Origin of the sequence: Burkholderia sp. AU28863, from assembly GCF_002223195.1 — a bacterium.
Lineage (GTDB): Bacteria > Pseudomonadota > Gammaproteobacteria > Burkholderiales > Burkholderiaceae > Burkholderia > Burkholderia sola.
Genome location: NZ_NKFE01000004.1, coordinates 916547 through 934854, shown reverse-complemented (window position 1 = coordinate 934854; position 18308 = coordinate 916547). Strand labels below are relative to the sequence as shown.

The following is an 18308-nucleotide window of genomic DNA, read 5'->3' as shown; positions in this document are numbered from 1 at the left end:
AAATCTGGATTGAATTCGATTCATTGAAAGGCGGCGCTCAGACGCGAGTCATCGATCGAGCTGGCCGGAGTGATGCCGGCTTGATTGGAATCGGTGAAATGCTGACGCGCATCTTTTTCGGCAGCGTCTTGCGGGCGCGCATTCGCCGGCATGGTGCGTGCGCATATCGCATCGACACGCGCGTACACTTCGGCCTTGTCGTGCTTGGTCGGCAAGCGGTAGTTAAGCGAGCAGACCTCGGTTGCACGATTGCCCCATTTCGCGGTCAGCACGCCGGTTTCGCTCAGGCCGCGGGCGAACAACATGCCGCCCTGCCCGGACACACCGACGGTCTTGCCCTGCGCATCGGCAACGGTGCTGCCGAACGGCACCGGCGTGCCGTCCGGCTGACGCATCGTCATCAGCACGGGGCGGCCGGTCACCGTCTCGAACTTCAGCTTGACCACCGAATTCGCCCGCGGCGCGACCTGCTGGCTGGTCGACAGCATTTCGACGTCGGTCGGGATGCCCTTCGGGTCGAGTTCGATCGTGTTCATCTGGTAGGGCGTCAGGTACGGGAGCACCGCATAGCCGCGCCGGTCGATCCGGATGTCCGTGCCGTTCGTGATGCGTGCGCCGATGGCGTCCTTTGCCTCGATGATCGCGGCGGTTTCGCCGAGATCATTCGCGAGCGTGAGGCCGCCCGCATGGCCGACGACCGCGCCCGACACGCCGACGGACACGCTCGAGTAGCCGCTGCCGCCGCTCGCGCTGCCGGAGAGCGTCGCATACGGGCTGCGGTACTGGGCATTGCCGCCGCCGGACGTCGCACTCCTGCCAGTGTTGACGTTCACCCCATACGAGAAGGCATTGGACTTCCCGACAGAACCGGTGAGCGACATTTGCCCGGTCGCACCGCCGTGGCTGTCGTGCGCGACGCTCGCGGACAGTGTCGGCGCGTACGACCGCCGGCCGAGTGGAATGGTCACGTTTGCGTACATCTGGTTGTTCAGGCGGCCCGTGTAGCCGTCGCGCTGCCGCGAAACGGACAGGTTGTAGCTCAGGTTGAGGCCGCCGATCCGCAGGCTGTTGTTGTAGCCGACCTGGAACTGCGTCGTCGTGCCCTTGCGATTCCAGTAACTGGACGTCGAGCCCACCGCGAACAGGCTGCCGCGCCCTTCACCGAGCGTCTGGTTCAACGTCAGCTGAACCTGGTTGCGTTGCCGGTACGCGTCGTTCGGATCCGCGCCGGCAGCCGCCCGCTCGCGGGCGTACATCGCGTCGCGCAGCTCCCAGTAGCCGCGGGACGAGTAGCGATACGCGGCGACCGCGATGTTCGTGCCGGTCGCCTCCACGGACTTGCTGTAGCTCACGCGCACGCTCTGCCCGCTCGTCGCCGACACGCCCGGGATGCGGGCGCTGGCGTGCGTGACGTCGACGGCGAGCGCGCCGAGCGGCGTGTTGAACGCCGCGCCGACCAGCCCGGCCAGATAGTTTTCCGCGACGATCGCGCCGACGTAACCCGTCATCAGGTTGCTGATGCCGCGCTGATACGTAGCCTGGGCAAAGTTCGGATGACGATCGAACTGCGGCTCGCGCAACTGTCCGAGCGCGACGCCGAAGCGGGAGACGCCAGGGCGCAGCGACTGCGCGACAGCCGCATACGGCACGGTGAAGCTGTGCTTTTTGCCGTCGGCCTCGGTGACGGTGACGAGCAGGTTGCCGCCGTAACCCGTTGCGTACAGATCGTTGATTTCGAACGGCCCCGGCGCGACGTTCGTTTCGTACAGCACGGCGCCGTTCTGCGCAACCGTGACGTGCGCGTTGCTGGTTGCGACGCCGCGAATCATCGGCGCATAGCCGCGCATCGAATCGGGCAGCATGCGATCGTCGGTCTCGAGCGTGACGCCGCGCATGCCCACGCTGTTGAACAGCGTGCCGTCGGTGTACGTCTCACCGATCTTCAACTGGCTGCGCCAGGCGGGCAGGTCGCGTTGAACGTACGTGTTCAGCGCTTGATAGCGGTTCTCGCCCTGCGATTGCGACGCATAGGAGCCGTTGTGCCGGAAATGCCAGTTCCCGACGTTCACACCCGCATTCAGCCCCACGTACGCCTGCGTGCTTGCGTAACCTGACGACGCGTTGCGGTACGCGTTCGCGTTGTACTTGAGCGTCGCGCTCGGTACGCCGTCGTCCCACAGTTCCGGGCTCACGTAGCCGCGCGGATTGCGCAGCAGCGCCGCTTGCGGGACGCTCACGTTCAGGCGCAGTTCCGACATGTCGAATTCGACCGTCGCGTCGGCGACCAGCTTGTCGACGTCCGTGCATGCTCCTGCCAACACGCGGGCCAGTTCGGCGCGTCCGGTGTCGGTCAGCGCCTGATCGTCGAGGCCCAGCCGGGTCACGAGCGCGCGATCGAAGCATGGCGTCGCGGTGTCCGCGCCCTGGGCCGCGCTGAAGCGTACCGTCGAACGGCCGTTCCACGTGCCGTTGACGTAGAGATCGACCAGATAGTCGCCCGCCGGAACCGGATTGCCTTTCGAGAAACGATCGAGGTCGAGTCGCTGACCGCGCGGCTTCATCATCAGCGTGTCGTTGAACTGAACCTGCGCGACGTCGAAACCGTCCGCCGGTGCGGCGAGCGTGTCGGCTGCCCAGTTGCCGAGCGCCGCCATGACGAGCAGATATCCCGGCTTGAGCGGGAAGCGCGCCGGTGCCTCGAGTGTTCGGCGTTGATAAGTTGTTCGCATGAATCAGATGTATTAATGCCGCATCTTCATGATGCGAACGACGGATTGCCTGCGCCGATGCGATTGCCGCGTCGGCGGGCCAGCGAGAGTTGAATCAGGGAGGGGTGAGTGGCGTCAGTGCGCTTTTCTTGGCGCGTAGCTGCCTTCGACGCCGCCGCCGTAGTCGTTGAGGAACGTGTAGTCGACCTCGATCGGTCCGCCCGGCAGCGACGGCACGTTGCCGACGTCGAACTGTTCGGTGGCGCCGGGCTTGACCATGCCGCCCTTGTCGTTGCTCCACGTTGCGCCGCCGGACTTGACGGTCAGCTTGGTGAACGTCACGTGGAAAGGCGTCGGGTTCTTCGCCTGCAATGCATAACCACCGTCGACCTTCGGGGCGAAGTTCCAGGTCACCTTCTCCGCGGACTCGTCAGCCACGCCTCGCAGCGCGGCAGGACGGAAGAACAGCTTGATGCGCGAACGGAATGCGAGCTGCAGCAGGTTGGGGGCGTCCGGATCGTCGGTGGCCTGCGGCGGAACGTCGAGGACGTTGAGCCAGTAGAGCGTTTCCTTGTCCTGCGCGAGCGGCTCCTTCGTATAGATCAGCCTCAGGCTCTGGCCTTTGTTCGGATCGAGGCGGAACAAAGGCGGCGTCAGCGTGAACGGCACCTTCGAATCGTCAGGCAGCGCGTTTGCGTTGCCGTCGTCCACCCAGGCCTGCACGAGCGACGGCCGGTCGCCATTGTTGGTCAACTTGACCGTGACTTCGCGCTCCTTTTCCGGATAGATCACGCGCGTCCCGCTGATGACCACGCTCGCGTCCGCCGCGCCCATGCCGGACAGCGACGCGACCAGCGCCGCGGCGCCCACGCTTGAGCGCCAGTTGATAGACATCCCCATCGCCGATTTCTCCTTGTAGATAGACAGATCACATACCGTCGGCCGGAGGCGGCCCGTGCGCCGCCATGACTTCGCGGGCCCGGGCCGCCGATCGCGACACCGGATTACTGGTACGAGACCGAATACATGACCGACGTGCCGACCGTGCCGGCCGTGGCAGAACCGCCGGTTGCGACGTACTGCGCGTAGTAATCGAGCGTTGCCGCGCCGCCCGAGATCGGAACGACCTGCGAGTTCTGCTGAGCCTGGGCCGCGCCGAGCTTGATGTTCGAGCCGTCCTTGTTCAGCAGGCCGACCTCGACGTTCTTCGCGTCACCCGTTGCGTTGAACAGTTGACCCGTCTGCGCGTTGACGGTCGTGCCCGGCTCGAAGTACACCGATGCGTTGCCCGAGTTCGGCGAGCAGTTCGACAGGGCGATGCGGAACGGTTTGCGGCCGGCCGTCGAGCCAGGCGCGCTCAGCGCCGACGTCGACACGTTGGGCAGCGTGACGGTGAAGTCCTTGCCGCCGCCGTCGCCCGAAATGTTGCAGGTCTGGGCGGTGATCTCGCCGGTGATCGTGATCGTGCCGTCGGCTGCCTGGGCCGACGAAGCAACGGCCAGGAGACCTGCTGTCGCCATCAGAATGGGAAGTGCTTTTTTGGACATGAAAGTACCTGTTAGTAAGGAGTCCTGCGTCGAATGACGACGCACTGACGTTTCCTGAACGCTGTCTGTCGACGTCGTCGAAACGAACTGAAGCGGCGGCAGGAAACAGGCGATATTGTCGATTTCTAAGGGATTTAAAGGAATGGGACGATTACTAATGCGATTGGGTTTTTACTAGTTCAAGTACTAATTTCTTTTAAAAAACGTCAGGCATACGAACTCGGTGCTCATCGTCGCTGAGCGCGGATGCAGTCGGAGCGGAGGGGGATGCTGTGGCGCTGAGAGGGGCGTTGCGAACGCCCGAGCGAGTGGCGGCGGATGCTGACGAAATGTGACCGTGAGCGGGTACCACAGGTGCATGTTAATGAAAAGGCGTCCTGATCATGAGTGGGGCCCGTTCATGTGTGTGGCTGCATCGGTTCGTTCGTCTGCCGTGTCGATCGTCACAAGGGCAGACGATGCCCGGGCAAAGTGCGCGTGGATGGGCGTGGCCTGCACCGGGCCACTCGAACCGGAAATGGCGCGTGATTCGGTGGTGGGCGGCCGTTACGCGGATGAGCCGGATCGTGCGTCGATTTACGCGTGCGCGCCGCGCATCACTGCAGGATCAGCCGCAAATGCGCATCGGCCTGCTCGCCCGGCGGCTTCTGGAACCCGCCTTTCGCGAAGCGGTGCCACCGGCCGATCACATAGCTGACGAGCAGGCTCGCGCGGGCGCCGGGATCGTAGTCGGCAGGCAGCACGAACGGCGTCGCGCCGCCCTGCGGCGCATTCGCCTCGGTGCGCGCGACCCGCAGGCACTGCTTGACGGTTGCCTCGATCCGGTCGAGCAATTGGTTCACGCGCTCGGTCAGCCGCTCGTCCTCGCCGACCAGCGCCTCGCCGGTCAGCACGCGCGTCATGCCCGGGTTCTTCGCGGCGAAATTGAGCATCGTCAGCGCGATCGTGCGGGCCTGCAGCACGCCGTTCGGCTCCTTCGCGACGATCTGGTTGACGAGCCCGAACAGCGCCTGCTCGATGAACTCGATCAGCCCTTCGTACATCTTCGCCTTGCTGGTGAAGTGCCGGTACAGCGCGGCTTCCGACACGTCGAGCCGGGCCGCGAGCGCGGCCGTCGTGATTTTCTCGGGTTTCGGGGCCTCGAGCATCGTCGCGAGGGTCTGCAGGATCATCACGCGGCGCTCGCCCGGCTTCGGGCGCGGGCGAGCAGGTGTGGTCTGGCCTTCGGTTACGGCTTGGTCCTGCGGGTAAGTCGGCTGCATTTTTGTCGCCCCGATCGTGTGCCCAGTCGCAGCGATTTTAACGAACGAATGCGCTGGTCGACATAAAGCGGGCGTCCGGTGCCTGGCAGGTGGCCGGGCAGGTGGCCGGTGATCCACACCGTGCCGATGCCGAGGCGCTTGTAGCGCTTCAGGTGGCCGAGTGTATCCTCGACGAGGATCGCGTCGGACGCACGGGCATGCACGGCGCGCAGCGTACGGCGCAGCATCGTGTGATCGGGCTTCGCGCGCCACGTGCGGCGGTCGCGCATGTGCTCGATCGCGATCACGCGTTCGAACAGCCGCTCGATGCGTAATTCGCGCAGAACCGCGCGCGCATAGTTCTCGGGCGCATTGGTCAGCACGAACTTGCGGCCCGGCAGCGCGGCGATGATGTGCGCGAGGCCGCGCTCGGCGCGCACCATCGCGGGAAGATCGGCGAACGTGTGGACCACGCGCAGGAAGTCGTGCGGATCGATCGGGTGATGGCGCGCGAGGCCGAGGAGTGCGGCGCCGTAGCGCTGCGTGTAGCCGGTGCGCAGGCGGTCGGCTTCGGCGCGCTCGACCTGCAGCGTGTCGATGATGTATTGCGTCATCGCGCGGTTGATCTCCGGAAAGATCGCGTGCGATGCGTGGTGCAGCGTGTTGTCGAGATCGAACAGCCAGACGGGCGAGCCGGCGCGCGGCCGGCTGCGGGAGATGCGCCGGCGTCGCAGCGACGCCGGCAGGTCGGGGCTGGAGGGTTTGCGGCGCGTGCTCAATGCGAGCGGATCATCGTGCCGAACGGCTGCTCGGTCAGGATTTCCAGCAGCACCGAATGCTCGATCCGGCCGTCGACGATGTGCACCGACTTCACGCCGCTCTTCGCGGCGTCGAGCGCCGACGAGATCTTCGGCAGCATGCCGCCGGAGATCGTGCCGTCCTCGAACAGCGCGTCGATCTCGCGGGCGGACAGGTCGGTCAGCAGGTTGCCGTCCTTGTCCATCACGCCGGGGATGTTGGTCATCATCAGCAGCTTCTCGGCGTTCAGTACCGTGGCGAGCTTGCCCGCGACCAGATCCGCGTTGATGTTGTACGACAGGCCGTCCTCGCCGAAGCCGATCGGCGAGATTACCGGGATGAACGCGTCGTCCTGCAGCGCCTTCACGACCGCCGGGTTGATCGCCTCGACTTCGCCGACCTGGCCGATGTCGATGTACTGGCCCGGGTTGTCGCGGTCCGGCATCAGCAGCTTGCGCGCGTGGATCAGGCCGCCGTCCTTGCCCGTCAGGCCCACCGCGTGGCCGCCGAAGTGGTTGATCAGCATCACGATGTCCTGCTGCACTTCGCCGCCCAGCACCCATTCGACGACTTCCATCGTCTCTTCGTCGGTGACGCGCATGCCCTGGATGAAGGTGCCGGCCTTGCCGATCTTCTTCAGCGCGTGATCGATCTGCGGACCGCCGCCGTGGACGATCACCGGGTTGATGCCGACCAGTTTCAGCAGGATCACGTCGCGCGCGAAGCCCTGCTTGAGCCGCTCTTCCGTCATCGCGTTGCCGCCGTATTTGATGACCACGGTCTTGCCGTGGTAACGGCGGATGTACGGCAGCGCCTCCGCGAGGATTTCTGCTTTCAGCGTGGGGGCGATCTGCGAGAGGTCGATGGGCTCGGACATGGCGGCGGCTCTGGCTGGGAACGGTTGAAACAGGCCGAATTGTACAGGAGTGGCGCAGCGCAGCATCGGGTTTTTGGGCCGGGCGGAACACGGTCGGCGCGACGCGGCATCGCACGCGGCGGCCCGCCGGCTATGGCGCGGCGCGATTCGGGCGGCACCCTTCGGGTGCCGCCGACGGGCGGGCGCGCGCGTGTTTGCGCCGCACCTCGGCCGTGTGGCCGGCGTGCAAAATCCCTGCGCCGCGCTATGCTTGTCGCGTGGGGCGATGTCCCGCCCGTTTCCGCGATTGCGCCATGACCGATTCCGCCGCCGACGCCCGTTCGGCTCCGCGCCGCGCGCGTTGCCCGCACTGCGGGCGCGGCTTCGACTGCGGTGCCGGCACGCAGCCGTTCGACTGCTGGTGCGCGTCGATGCCGGTGCCGCCCGGCGGTACGCCGCCCGCGGCCGGCGCGCGGTGCCGATGCCCCGAGTGCCTGGCCGACGAGATCGCGCAGCGCATGGGCGGCGCGGCCGGTTGACGGTGTTGCGCCATGCACGCGCGTGGGTCGTTCGTGCGCACGGATCCGGCCCCGCTGGAGGCGCCGGGCGCTAAACGGGTAAACTGCCCGGATGCAACGAATCACCACCACCGGCCGCGTCAACCTCAGTCACCTGTTCTGGCTCCGCAATCTCGCGATCATCGGCCAGCTCGTGACGATCGGCGTCGTGCAGACCTATTTCGGCGTGCACCTGCCGTTGCCGGCGATGCTGATGGTCATCGCGCTCGAGATCGTTTTCAACGCGCTGACCTGGGTGCGCGTGCTGCGTGCGCGGCCCGAGACCAATTTCGAGCTGCTCGGCCAGCTGTGGGTCGACCTCGGCGCGCTGTCCGCGCTGCTGTTCCTGTCGGGCGGGACGACCAACCCGTTCGTGTCGCTGTACCTGCCGTCGCTCGCGATCGCGGCGGCGGTGCTGCCGTGGCACCTGATGATCTGGCTCGCGGCGTTTGCGGTCGCCTGCTACGCGGCGCTCGGCTTCGACTCGGTGCCGCTCAACATGGACAACCCGGCGAACCTGTTCGATTACTACCGTACCGGCATGTGGGCGAACTTCATGGTCAGCGTCGGGCTGATCGCGTGGTTCGTCGCGCGCATGTCGAACGCGCTGCGCCAGCGCGACGCGGCGCTCGGCGAAGCGCAGCAGCATCTGCTGCGCGACGAGCGGGCCGTCGCGCTCGGCGTGCAGGCCGCCACCGTCGCGCATGAAATGGGCACGCCGCTGTCGACGATCGCGATGCTCGCCGAGGAGTTGCGCGACGCGGCGCGCGCCGATCCGGGGCTCGCACGCTACGAGGCCGACCTGAAGGTGCTCGAGGAACAGATGTCGCTGTGCACGTCGGCGCTCGCGCGCCTGCGCAGCCGCGCGAGCGCGCCGGCGAGCCGCCAGCCGGTGGACGACTGGCTCGACACGTTCGTCGAGCACTGGCGCCTGCGGCATCCGCACGTACAGTTCGAGCTGCTCGGCGCGCGCCCGGCCGGCGTCGCGCTCGACGATACGGTCGCGGCCGGCCAGATCCTGACGATCCTGCTCGACAACGCCGCGCGCGCGAGCCCGCAGCGCGTGACGCTCGCCGCGAAGGTCGCGCATGGCGGCACGGCCGACGAAATCGAATTCGAGGTATGCGACGACGGGCCCGGCATTCCGGCCGCGCTGCGCGAATCGCTCGGCGCGATGCCGGTCGACAGCACGCAGGGCGGGCACGGCGTCGGCCTGTATCTGGCGTTCAGCGCGGCCGCGCGGCTGGGTGGCGAGATCGAACTGTCCGACGTCGCGCCGCGCACGGCGGGCGGCAACGGCCGGGCCGGCGGTGCGGCGAATGGCCACGCAGCGGCCGCATCGGGACAACGCGCGGGTTCGCGCACGGGCGCACATGCCGCCGAACGGCCGGCCGGCACGCCGGACAGCCGCCCGGCCGGCGCTCCGGCAGGGCGCGGCACGCGGGCCGTGCTGCGCCTGCCGGTCGTGCGGGTCGCGCTGCCGGCGGCCTCAACCAACACGTAGACGGAGAAACCACATGAGCGAGAACAATTTCCTGGTGATCGACGACAACGAGGTGTTCGCGGGCACGCTCGCGCGCGGCCTCGAGCGCCGCGGTTACGCGGTCCAGCAGGCGCACGACAAGGAAGCGGCGCTGCGGCTCGCCGCGGGCGGCAAGTTCCAGTTCATCACCGTCGACCTGCATCTCGGCGAGGATTCGGGGCTGAGCCTCATCGCGCCGTTGTGCGACCTGCAGCCCGATGCGCGGATTCTGGTGCTGACCGGCTACGCGAGCATCGCGACCGCCGTGCAGGCCGTGAAGGAGGGCGCGGACAACTACCTCGCGAAGCCGGCGAACGTCGAGTCGATCCTGGCCGCGCTGCAGACCAACGCGACCGAAGTGCAGGCCGACGAGGCGCTCGAGAATCCGGTCGTGCTGTCGGTGGATCGGCTTGAATGGGAGCACATCCAGCGCGTGCTGGCCGAGAACAACAACAACATTTCGGCGACCGCGCGTGCGTTGAACATGCACCGCCGCACGCTGCAGCGCAAGCTCGCGAAGAAGCCGGTTCGGCAGTAAGCGGCGCAGCAACGAAAACGGGCGGCCCCCGGCGAAAGGGGCCGCCCGTTTTTCATCCGGCGCCGCGCGCGTTACAGCACGTAGCGCGACAGGTCTTCGTCCTGCGCCACTTCGCCGAGCGCGCGGTCGACATACTTCGCGTCGATCGTCACGCGCTCGCCGGCGTGGTTGCCGGCCGAGAACGACACTTCCTCGAGCAGCTTCTCGATCACCGTGTACAGCCGGCGCGCGCCGATGTTCTCGGTTTTCTCGTTGACCGCGAACGCGATCTCGGCGAGGCGCCGGATGCCGTCGTCGGCGAATTCGAGCTGCACGTCCTCGGTCGCGAGCAGCGCCTGGTACTGCTTGACGAGGCTCGCGTCGGTCGCATCGAGGATCGCCTCGAAATCTTCGACCGACAGCGAATCGAGCTCGACGCGGATCGGGAAGCGGCCTTGCAGCTCGGGAATCAGGTCGCTCGGCTTCGCGAGGTGGAACGCGCCGCTCGCGATGAACAGGATGTGATCGGTCTTCACCATCCCGTACTTCGTGTTGACCGTCGTGCCTTCGACGAGCGGCAGCAGGTCGCGCTGCACGCCCTGGCGCGACACTTCGCCGCCGCTGCCTTCGTTGTTGCGCGACGTGATCTTGTCGATCTCGTCGAGGAACACGATGCCGTTCTGCTCGACGTTCTGCACGGCCTTCGTCTTCACTTCCTCTTCGTTGAGCATCTTCGCCGCTTCCTCGTCGGTCAGCAGCTTCAGCGCTTCCTTGATCTTCACCTTGCGGCGCTGCTTCTTGCCGCTGCCGAGGTTCGAGAACATCGAGCGGATCTGCTCGGTCATCTCTTCCATCCCGGGCGGCGCCATGATGTCCATGCCGACCGACGGCTGCTCGAGGTCGAGCTCGACTTCCTTGTCGTCGAGCTGGCCTTCGCGCAGGCGCTTGCGGAAGGTCTGACGGGTCGCGTTGTTGTCGTCGTTCGCGTGCTCGGCATTGCCGCCGAAGCCCACCGCGCGCGGTTGCGGCAGCAGGATGTCGAGGATGCGGTCTTCGGCCTGGTCGGTCGCCTTGCTGCGGACCTTGCGCATTTCGGATTCGCGCGTTTGCTTGACCGAGATCTCGATCAGGTCACGCACGATGCTGTCGACGTCGCGGCCGACATAGCCGACTTCGGTGAACTTGGTCGCTTCGATCTTGATGAACGGCGCGTCGGCGAGCTTCGCGAGGCGGCGCGCGATTTCGGTCTTGCCGACGCCCGTCGGCCCGATCATCAGGATGTTCTTCGGTGTGATTTCCTGGCGCAGCGGCTCGGCGACCTGCTGGCGGCGCCAGCGGTTGCGCAGCGCGACGGCGACGGCCTTCTTCGCCTTCGCCTGGCCGATGATGTGCTTGTCGAGTTCCGAGACGATCTCGGCAGGGGTCATGGTGCTCATGGGGCGGTCCTTACTCGATCGTTTCGATGATGCGGTTGTGGTTCGTGTAGATGCACATGTCGCCGGCGATCCCGAGCGACTTCTCGACGATCTCGCGCGGGGACAGATCGGTGTTCTCGACGAGCGCGCGGGCTGCGGCCTGCGCATACGCCCCGCCCGAGCCGATCGCGCAGATCCCGCCTTCCGGGTCGAGCACGTCGCCGTTGCCGGTGATCACGAGCGTGGTGGTCGCATCGGCCGTGATCAGCATCGCCTCGAGGCGGCGCAGCATCCGGTCGGTGCGCCAGTCCTTCGCGAGCTCGACGGCCGCGCGGGTCAGGTTGCCCTGGTGCTTCTCGAGCTTCGCCTCGAAGCGGTCGAGCAGCGAGAACGCATCGGCGGTGCCGCCCGCGAATCCGACCAGTACCTGGTTGTTGTAGATCCGCCGCACTTTCCGCGCGCCACCCTTCATGACGATGTTGCCGAGGGTTACCTGGCCGTCGCCGCCGAGCGCGACCTGGTCGCCGCGCCGGACTGAAACGATGGTCGTGCCGTGAAATTGCTCCATCTGCGTTCCTTGAGAAAAACGGGGAAGAGTCGGGCGGCGCGATGCGCCGCCGCGTGAATCCGCAGTGCGCCGGGGAGCGGCCCGGCGCGCGTCCGTTTCATTTTAGGGCGGGCGCCGGGATATCAAGAGGGGAAGGCAAATCGGCCGGCGGCCCGGAACCGGCGCCGGAAAAACAAAAAGCGCGCGGCAGGCCGCGCGCTTTCGGGAAGCAGCGTGTTTGAGCGGAACGCCGCCCGATCAGTCGCCGAACAGCTTCTGGCGCAGCTCGCGGCGCTCCTGCGCCTCGAGCGACAGCGTGGCGGTCGGACGTGCGAGCAGGCGCGGAATGCCGATCGGCTCGCCGGTTTCCTCGCACCAGCCGTAATCGCCGGAATCGATGCGGGCGAGCGACTGCTGAACCTTCTTGAGGAGCTTGCGTTCGCGATCCCGCGTACGCAGCTCGAGCGCGTGCTCTTCCTCGATCGTCGCGCGGTCGGCGGGATCGGGGACGATCACCGTCTCGCGCAGGTTCTCGGTCGTCTGGCCTGCATTCTTGAGGATGTCCGCCTGCAACTGTTCGAGCCGATTTTTGAAGAAGGCGAGCTGATCCTCATTCATGTAATCCTTGTCGCTCATCTTCAGGATTTCGGCTTCGGTCAAGAGTTTCTTCGTCATCTGCTTGCTTCTTCAATGTGCGGCAAATCGAGAGATATTGCCTGCACTTTGGGATTACCCGCAACCGCGTTTGCATTCATTTGCGATTTGCCGCCGCGGGGCCGAAAGCCTCTGGAAACCGGTTCTCAAATACCAGGATAGGCCTGGCGCGGAGTTGTGCGCGCTGCGAACCGGTGTGCTGCGCGGCACATCGCATCGGCCGCGGCCGGGAGGCGGATTGGCGATCCGGCGCGGTTGCGATGCCCGGAAAACTGGTTCAGCAAGAACCGGGCCTGTTTGTTGCCGTACTCCAGCGGGCACGTATTGTAACTGAATCGCAAGCGGGCGCCGTATCGGGTCGATCCCCGTCGGCTGCGCCAATATCTAGAAAATATAACGCGCAAATCGCGAAAAAGCGATGACGGCGAAACCCTGCCCGAAAAAGGCGCCCCGGGGCGGCCGCGGCCACCTGGGCTGGCGGCCGCGCAGCGGGGCGCGGCGGGCGCCCGCGCGGGTCAGGCGAGGCAGGCGTCGAGGCCGTCGGTGATCAGGTCCTGCGGCAGGTCGACGCCGATGAACACCATCTTGTTGGTCTTCTTCTCGACCGGCAGCCACTTCGCCGCGAGGTCGCTGCCCATCATCTGGTGCACGCCCTGAAACACGACCTTGCGGTCCACACCCTTCATGTACAGCACGCCCTTGTAGCGCAGCATCCGCTCGCCGTAAATCTGGAGGATGCCGCCGAGGAAGTCTTCCAGCTTGTTCGGGTCGAACGGGCGGTCGTTGCGGTACACGAACGACTTGATCTTGTCGTCGTGGTGCGCGTGGTGGTGGTGGTGATGGTGGCCGTGATCGTGCGCGCATTGGCCGTGATCGTGATCGCAATTCGCGTGATCGTGATCATGGTCATGATCGTGGTGATCGTGCGCGTGATCGTCCTCGGCGAGGAAATCGGGATCGATCTCGAGCTTCGCGTTCAGGTTGAAGCCGCGCAGGTCGAAGATTTCCTTGATGTCCGCTTCGCCGAAATTCACGACCTTGATCGCGGCCTTCGGGTTCATGTGCATCAGTCGGTGCTTGAGGCCCGCGACGGTCTGGTCGTCGACGAGGTCGGACTTCGTGATGAACAGGCGGTCGGCGAAACCGACCTGGCGCTGCACCACCTCGTGCTCGTCGAGCTGCGCGTTCGCGTGCTTCGCGTCGACCAGCGTGATGACCGCGTCGAGCAGGAAATCGTCGGCGATTTCGCTGTCGATGAAGAACGTCTGGGCGACGGGGCCCGGGTTCGCGAGGCCGGTCGTCTCGATCACGATGCGGTCGAAATCGAGCTTGCCTTCGCGCTTCTTCGCGGCCAGATCGCCGAGCGCGCGGGCGAGGTCGCCGCGGATCGTGCAGCAGATGCAGCCGTTGCTCATCTGGATGATCTGCTCGTTCGAATCCTGCACGAGGATTTCGTTGTCGATGTTCTCTTCGCCGAACTCGTTCTCGATCACGGCGATCTTCATGCCGTGCTGTTCGTTCAGGATGCGCTTGAGCAGCGTCGTCTTGCCGCTGCCGAGGAAGCCGGTGAGGATGGTGACGGGAGTGGCCATGTCGGTCGCCTGTGGTTCGTGAATCGGGGTCAAAACCAGGATGTGCGTCGCGCCCTCGCGCTGCGAGCCGGGGCGCACAACCATCCATTGAAACATACCTGTCAAGTCCCCGCCCGTCGTCCGGACGACAGACGAAAGCGCGGGCCCGACAGGCGGGGCCGGCGGACCGGAGTGTCCGCCAAGATCGGGGCGATCAGACGATTTGCAACAGCAGGCCCTTCAGATATTCGCCTTCCGGGAACGCGGCGAGCAGCGGGTGATCGACGCCCGCGCCGAGCCGCTTCAGGATCCGTGCGTCGACCTTCGCGTCGGCGGCCGCGCCCGCGACGATCTTCTGGAACAGGTCCATGTCGATCGCGCCCGAGCACGAGTACGTGAACAGCAGGCCGCCCGGGCGCAGCAGCCTGAAGCCGCTCAGGTTGATGTCCTTGTACGCGCGCGCCGCGCGATCGACGCTGTCGCGGGTCGGCGCGAACTTCGGCGGATCGAGCACGATCAGGTCGAAACGCTCGCCTTCGTCGACGAGGCGGCGCAGCGTCTTGAACGCGTCCGCGTCGAGCCAGGTCGCGCGTTCGGCGTCGAAGCCGTTGGCGACGACGTTCTGCTGCGCGAGCGCGAGCGCGTCGCCCGACGAATCGATGGACACGACGCGTTTCGCCCCGCCCTTGAGCGCCGCGAGCGAGAAGCCGCCCGTGTAGCAGAAGCAGTTGAGCACGTCGCGGTCGGCCGCGTACTGCGCGACGAGCGCGCGGTTGTCGCGCTGGTCGACGTAGAAGCCCGTCTTGTGGCCGTTCGGCACGTCGACGTGATAGCGCACGCCGTTTTCGTTCGCGATCAGCGTCGCGGGCGGCGCGTCGCCGGCCAGCACGCCGGTCATCTGTTCGAGCCCTTCCTTGTCGCGGATCGACACGTCCGAGCGCTCGTACACGTTCGGGCAGCCGGTCGCGCCGGTGAGCGCCGCGACGATCGCGTCCTTCCATGCTTCGACGCCCGCGGCCATGAACTGGCAGACGAGCTGGCCGCGCGGCGCCGCGCCGGCTTCGGCGGTGTCCGCGACGTAGTAGTCGACGATCAGCCCCGGCAGCCCGTCGGCTTCGCCGAACACGAGCCGCACCGCGCCCGTGCCCGACACCATCGTCGTGCGGTGCGCGACCGCGCGCTGCACGCGGCGCTTGAAGAACGCGTGATCGATCGGCTCGTGCTCGTCGAAGCTCCATACCCGTACGCGGATCTGCGACTGCGGGCTGTACGCGCCGCGCGCAAGGAAGCGGCCGTCATGCGCGCGCACCAGTACGGTCGCGCCGGGCGCGGGCTTGCCGTCGACGCGGTCGATCGCATTGGCGTAGATCCACGGATGGCGGCGCAGCAGCGATTTTTCCTTGGACGGCTTGAGGGTGACGGTTTGCATGATGAGATCGAAATGGGCCGCGCGCGACGCCGGCCGGTGCCGGCCACCGCGCGCGGCGGGTAACACGGGACGCGCGTCAGTCGCGCTTCTTCGCGCGCGGATGCGCGCTGTCGTAAATCTTCGCGAGATGCTGGAAGTCGAGCGACGTATAGATCTGCGTCGCGGCGACGCTCGCGTGGCCGAGCAGTTCCTGCACCGCGCGCAGGTCGCCGCTCGACTGCAGCACATGCGTCGCGAACGAGTGGCGCAGCACGTGCGGGTGGACGTTGGCGGGGATGCCGGCGGCCAGCGCCGCGCGCTTCACGCGCTCGCGCACGACGCCCGGCGACATCCGGTTGCCGCGCACCGACACGAACAGCGGATGCGGATCGTGCTTCACGAATTCGCCGCGCACCGCGAGCCACGCGTTCAGCGCGTCGATCGCCTTGCGGCCGACCGGCACCTTGCGCTCCTTGTTGCCCTTGCCGCGCACGGTGACCTCGGCTTCGGCGAGATCGAGCCAGCCGGCCGAGCGATAGCCGTCGGCCTGCGTGTACCGGACGTCGAGCCCGACCAGCTCGGCGAGGCGCAGCCCCGACGAATAGAACAGCTCGAGGATCGCGTGGTCGCGGATGCCTTCGGTCGTGTCGGGCAGCGGCGTATCCATGAGCGTGACCGCATCGTCGACCGACAGCGCTTTGGGCAGCGATTTCTCGCGTTTGGGCGCGCGTACCCCGGCGACGGGGTTCGCGGGCATCTCGATGCGCTGCGCGAACCAGCGATAGAACGCACGCCACGCGGAAAGCCGGTGCGAGATCGAGCGCGCGGACAGCCCGGCCGCGTGCCCGCGCACGACCGCGCCGCGCATGTCGGCGGCGGTCAATGCTTCGAGCGGCCGGCCGGCCGCGAGCTTCTTCAGTTCGTCGAGTTCGTGCGTGTACGCGCGCAGCGTGTGTTCCGACAGCTGCCTGACGTGCTTCAGGTTCGACAGGTAGGCGGCGATCGGATCGTCGGTCATCGCGTGCGGCGGATCAGTGCGGCAGCAGGCGCGTGAGCGCGGCGCTCGCGAGCGTCGCGATCTGGGCGAGGAAATCGGTGGCCATCCCGTCGTGGAAGCGGCGCGGATCGGGCGAGCCGAGCACGAGCAGGCCGAACGCGGGCGCGTCGTTGCCGGCGAGCGGCGCGCGCAGCGCGAGCAGCGCGACCGACGCGGCCGCACCGTCGCCGGCCGGCGCGGCTTCGGCGCCTTCCGCCGCGCTCGCGGCGGGGGCGGCGAGCGCGGGTGCGAGCCACTGCGCGGCCTCGAAGCCCGTATTCGCGCCGCAGTACGGCGTCGACAGGCCATTCGCGAACAGGCGCACTTCCTCGCCGACCTGGCGCGCGAAATCGGCTTGCGCGTAGGTGTCGGCGACGTCCCACACGCGCAGCGCCGTCTGCGGCACGTCGAACACGTCGGCGATGCCGTCGGCGATCGTGCGCGGCAGCGCGTACGGATCGCGCTCCGCGATCACGCGCGCGGTCCAGCGGCTGAACTTCGCGGACAGGCTGTCGTTCTCGTGGCCGTAGCGCACGAGTTCGGCGAGCCGGCGCTCGAGATGCTTGTTCTTGTCGCGCAGCATCTCCATCTGCCGCTCCTGCAGCGAGATCGCGGCCTTGCCGTGCGGGTTCGCGAGACGGATCGTCGCGAGCAGCTCGGCGTGCTGCGCGAAGAATTCGGGATTGGCGAGCAGGTAGTCGGCGACTTCGCGATCGTTCATGTGGCTGGCGCGTTCAGTTATCAAGGACGTTGCAGGGTCAGGCGGTCAGGTCGATCTCGCCTTCGAACACAGTCGTGGCGGGGCCGGCCATCATCAGCGCGGCGGCTTCGTCGCGCGTGCCGTCCCAGCCGATCGTCAGCGTGCCGCCGTGGGTGTGCACGGTCACGGGCGAATCGAGCAGGCCGCGCCGGATGCCGGCCGCGACCGCCGCGCACGCGCCGGTGCCGCACGCGAGCGTCTCGCCCGCGCCGCGTTCGTATACGCGGAGCTTCACCTCGCGGCGCGACACGATCTGCATGAAGCCGGCGTTCACGCGCTGCGGGAAGCGCGCATGGCGCTCGATCAGCGGGCCTTCTTCCAGCACCGGATACGCTTCGACATCGTCGACGATTTGCACCGCGTGCGGGTTGCCCATCGATACCGTCGAGATCCAGCGCGTGGCGCCGCCGACGTCGAGCGGCCACAGCGTGTCGTGGCCCTGCGTGCGGCCGTCGAGCCCCGACGCGTCGAACGGCACCTGCGCCGGCGCGAACATGGGCGCGCCCATGTCGACGACGACTTCGCCGTTGTCCTGCAGCGTCAGCGTGATCAGGCCCTTCATGACCTGCACGCGCACGCTGCGCTTGTCGGTCAGGCCGCGGTCGCTGACGAACTTCACGAAACAGCGCGCGCCGTTGCCGCAGTGTTCGACCTCGCCGCCGTCGCAATTGAAGATCCGGTACTTGAAATCCGCGCCGTCGACGGTCGGCTTCTCGACCAGCAGCAACTGGTCGGCGCCGATGCCGAAGTGGCGGTTGGCGAGCGCGCGCACCTGCGCGTCGGAGAGCGGCGGCAGCGCGCGCGAATAGCCGTCGAGCACGACGAAGTCGTTGCCCGCGCCGTGCATCTTGGTGAACGAGAGTTTCACTGGGTCCGGAATTCCATGGCGAACGAGGCGGTCGGCACGACACGGATGGCCGGCGGCCATGCCGGGCGGCCTCGTTCGTCGTGCTGATCTCAACCGTAAATGATACATGCAGCCGACAGGGGCGTCCTGCGCGGGTGGGCTGCGCGTCTGTCATGGAGATGGAAGGGGGGCGCTATCTGCCGATCGGCCGACTGGTCGTGCGAATGATGAGCGGTCGGATTGACGGGGGGCGTGGCGGGCGCGCAGAAGGTGGGGAGGGCGCGGGCACGCGCATGACGGCGCACCCGCGAACGTCTCGCGGCA

At 66.9% G+C, this 18308-nt stretch carries 17 protein-coding genes; 3 read left to right on the top strand and 14 right to left on the bottom strand.

The genetic code is table 11. From position 1 onward, the window contains the following. Positions 1 to 20 precede the first annotated feature (20 nt). The 6 genes from CFB81_RS15995 to argB form a co-directional block, all read right to left on the bottom strand. Positions 21 to 2729 carry a fimbria/pilus outer membrane usher protein gene (locus CFB81_RS15995; protein WP_249190668.1) on the bottom strand — a complete coding sequence of 903 codons (2709 nt, stop codon included), beginning with the start codon at positions 2727 to 2729 and terminating at the stop codon, positions 21 to 23. Between the two features lie 114 nt (positions 2730 to 2843). Next, a complete protein-coding gene (locus CFB81_RS15990; protein WP_089435767.1) occupies positions 2844 to 3608 on the bottom strand; it encodes a molecular chaperone in 765 nt (254 codons plus the stop codon). 104 nt (positions 3609 to 3712) lie between these two features. Then, positions 3713 to 4255: a fimbrial protein gene (locus CFB81_RS15985; RefSeq protein WP_089435766.1), complete on the bottom strand. Its 543-nt coding sequence runs from the start codon at positions 4253 to 4255 to the stop codon at positions 3713 to 3715. A 596-nt stretch (positions 4256 to 4851) separates the two neighbouring features. Next, on the bottom strand, positions 4852 to 5517 hold the full coding sequence (gene slmA, locus CFB81_RS15980; RefSeq protein ID WP_089435765.1) for a nucleoid occlusion factor SlmA: 666 nt from the start codon (positions 5515 to 5517) through the stop codon (positions 4852 to 4854). Further along, the gene (locus tag CFB81_RS15975) at positions 5484 to 6275 is read right to left on the bottom strand and encodes a pyrimidine 5'-nucleotidase (protein ID WP_089435764.1); all 792 of its coding nucleotides are present in this window, start codon (positions 6273 to 6275) and stop codon (positions 5484 to 5486) included. Before CFB81_RS15975 ends, slmA begins: the two co-directional genes overlap by 34 nt. Next, the gene (argB, locus tag CFB81_RS15970; RefSeq protein WP_006490510.1) at positions 6272 to 7171 is read right to left on the bottom strand and encodes an acetylglutamate kinase; all 900 of its coding nucleotides are present in this window, start codon (positions 7169 to 7171) and stop codon (positions 6272 to 6274) included. The genes CFB81_RS15975 and argB overlap by 4 nt, the downstream gene beginning before the upstream one ends. Before the next feature lie 293 nt (positions 7172 to 7464). On the opposite strand from argB, the gene CFB81_RS15960 reads away from it, so the two are divergent. The 3 genes from CFB81_RS15960 (at position 7465) to CFB81_RS15950 (ending at position 9767) form a co-directional block, all read left to right on the top strand. After that, the gene (locus CFB81_RS15960; protein ID WP_069618208.1) at positions 7465 to 7689 is read left to right on the top strand and encodes a cysteine-rich CWC family protein; all 225 of its coding nucleotides are present in this window, start codon (positions 7465 to 7467) and stop codon (positions 7687 to 7689) included. 91 nt (positions 7690 to 7780) lie between these two features. Further along, positions 7781 to 9211, top strand: coding sequence for an ATP-binding protein (locus tag CFB81_RS15955; RefSeq protein WP_069618207.1), 1431 nt, complete (start codon positions 7781 to 7783; stop codon positions 9209 to 9211). A 13-nt stretch (positions 9212 to 9224) separates the two neighbouring features. Then, on the top strand, positions 9225 to 9767 hold the full coding sequence (locus CFB81_RS15950; RefSeq protein ID WP_021156278.1) for a response regulator transcription factor: 543 nt from the start codon (positions 9225 to 9227) through the stop codon (positions 9765 to 9767). A 71-nt stretch (positions 9768 to 9838) separates the two neighbouring features. On the opposite strand, the gene hslU is transcribed toward CFB81_RS15950, so the two are convergent. The 8 genes from hslU to dapF form a co-directional block, all read right to left on the bottom strand. Continuing rightward, on the bottom strand, positions 9839 to 11182 hold the full coding sequence (gene hslU, locus CFB81_RS15945; protein ID WP_069618206.1) for an ATP-dependent protease ATPase subunit HslU: 1344 nt from the start codon (positions 11180 to 11182) through the stop codon (positions 9839 to 9841). A 10-nt stretch (positions 11183 to 11192) separates the two neighbouring features. After that, positions 11193 to 11729 (bottom strand): ATP-dependent protease subunit HslV, encoded by a 537-nt coding sequence (hslV, locus tag CFB81_RS15940; protein WP_069618205.1) that lies wholly within the window; start codon positions 11727 to 11729, stop codon positions 11193 to 11195. 237 nt (positions 11730 to 11966) lie between these two features. After that, positions 11967 to 12383: an RNA polymerase-binding protein DksA gene (dksA, locus tag CFB81_RS15935; protein ID WP_006477498.1), complete on the bottom strand. Its 417-nt coding sequence runs from the start codon at positions 12381 to 12383 to the stop codon at positions 11967 to 11969. 494 nt (positions 12384 to 12877) lie between these two features. After that, positions 12878 to 13954, bottom strand: a complete 1077-nt coding sequence (locus tag CFB81_RS15925; RefSeq protein ID WP_089435763.1) for a GTP-binding protein — start codon at positions 13952 to 13954, stop codon at positions 12878 to 12880. 193 nt (positions 13955 to 14147) lie between these two features. Then, positions 14148 to 15362, bottom strand: a complete 1215-nt coding sequence (locus CFB81_RS15920) for a class I SAM-dependent rRNA methyltransferase (RefSeq protein ID WP_089435864.1) — start codon at positions 15360 to 15362, stop codon at positions 14148 to 14150. A 76-nt stretch (positions 15363 to 15438) separates the two neighbouring features. Further along, the gene (gene xerC / locus CFB81_RS15915) at positions 15439 to 16359 is read right to left on the bottom strand and encodes a tyrosine recombinase XerC (protein WP_069618203.1); all 921 of its coding nucleotides are present in this window, start codon (positions 16357 to 16359) and stop codon (positions 15439 to 15441) included. A gap of 13 nt (positions 16360 to 16372) precedes the next feature. After that, on the bottom strand, positions 16373 to 17098 hold the full coding sequence (locus CFB81_RS15910; protein WP_050017936.1) for a DUF484 family protein: 726 nt from the start codon (positions 17096 to 17098) through the stop codon (positions 16373 to 16375). A 37-nt stretch (positions 17099 to 17135) separates the two neighbouring features. After that, positions 17136 to 18005: a diaminopimelate epimerase gene (gene dapF / locus CFB81_RS15905; protein WP_089435762.1), complete on the bottom strand. Its 870-nt coding sequence runs from the start codon at positions 18003 to 18005 to the stop codon at positions 17136 to 17138. Between the last annotated feature and the right edge of the window lie 303 nt (positions 18006 to 18308).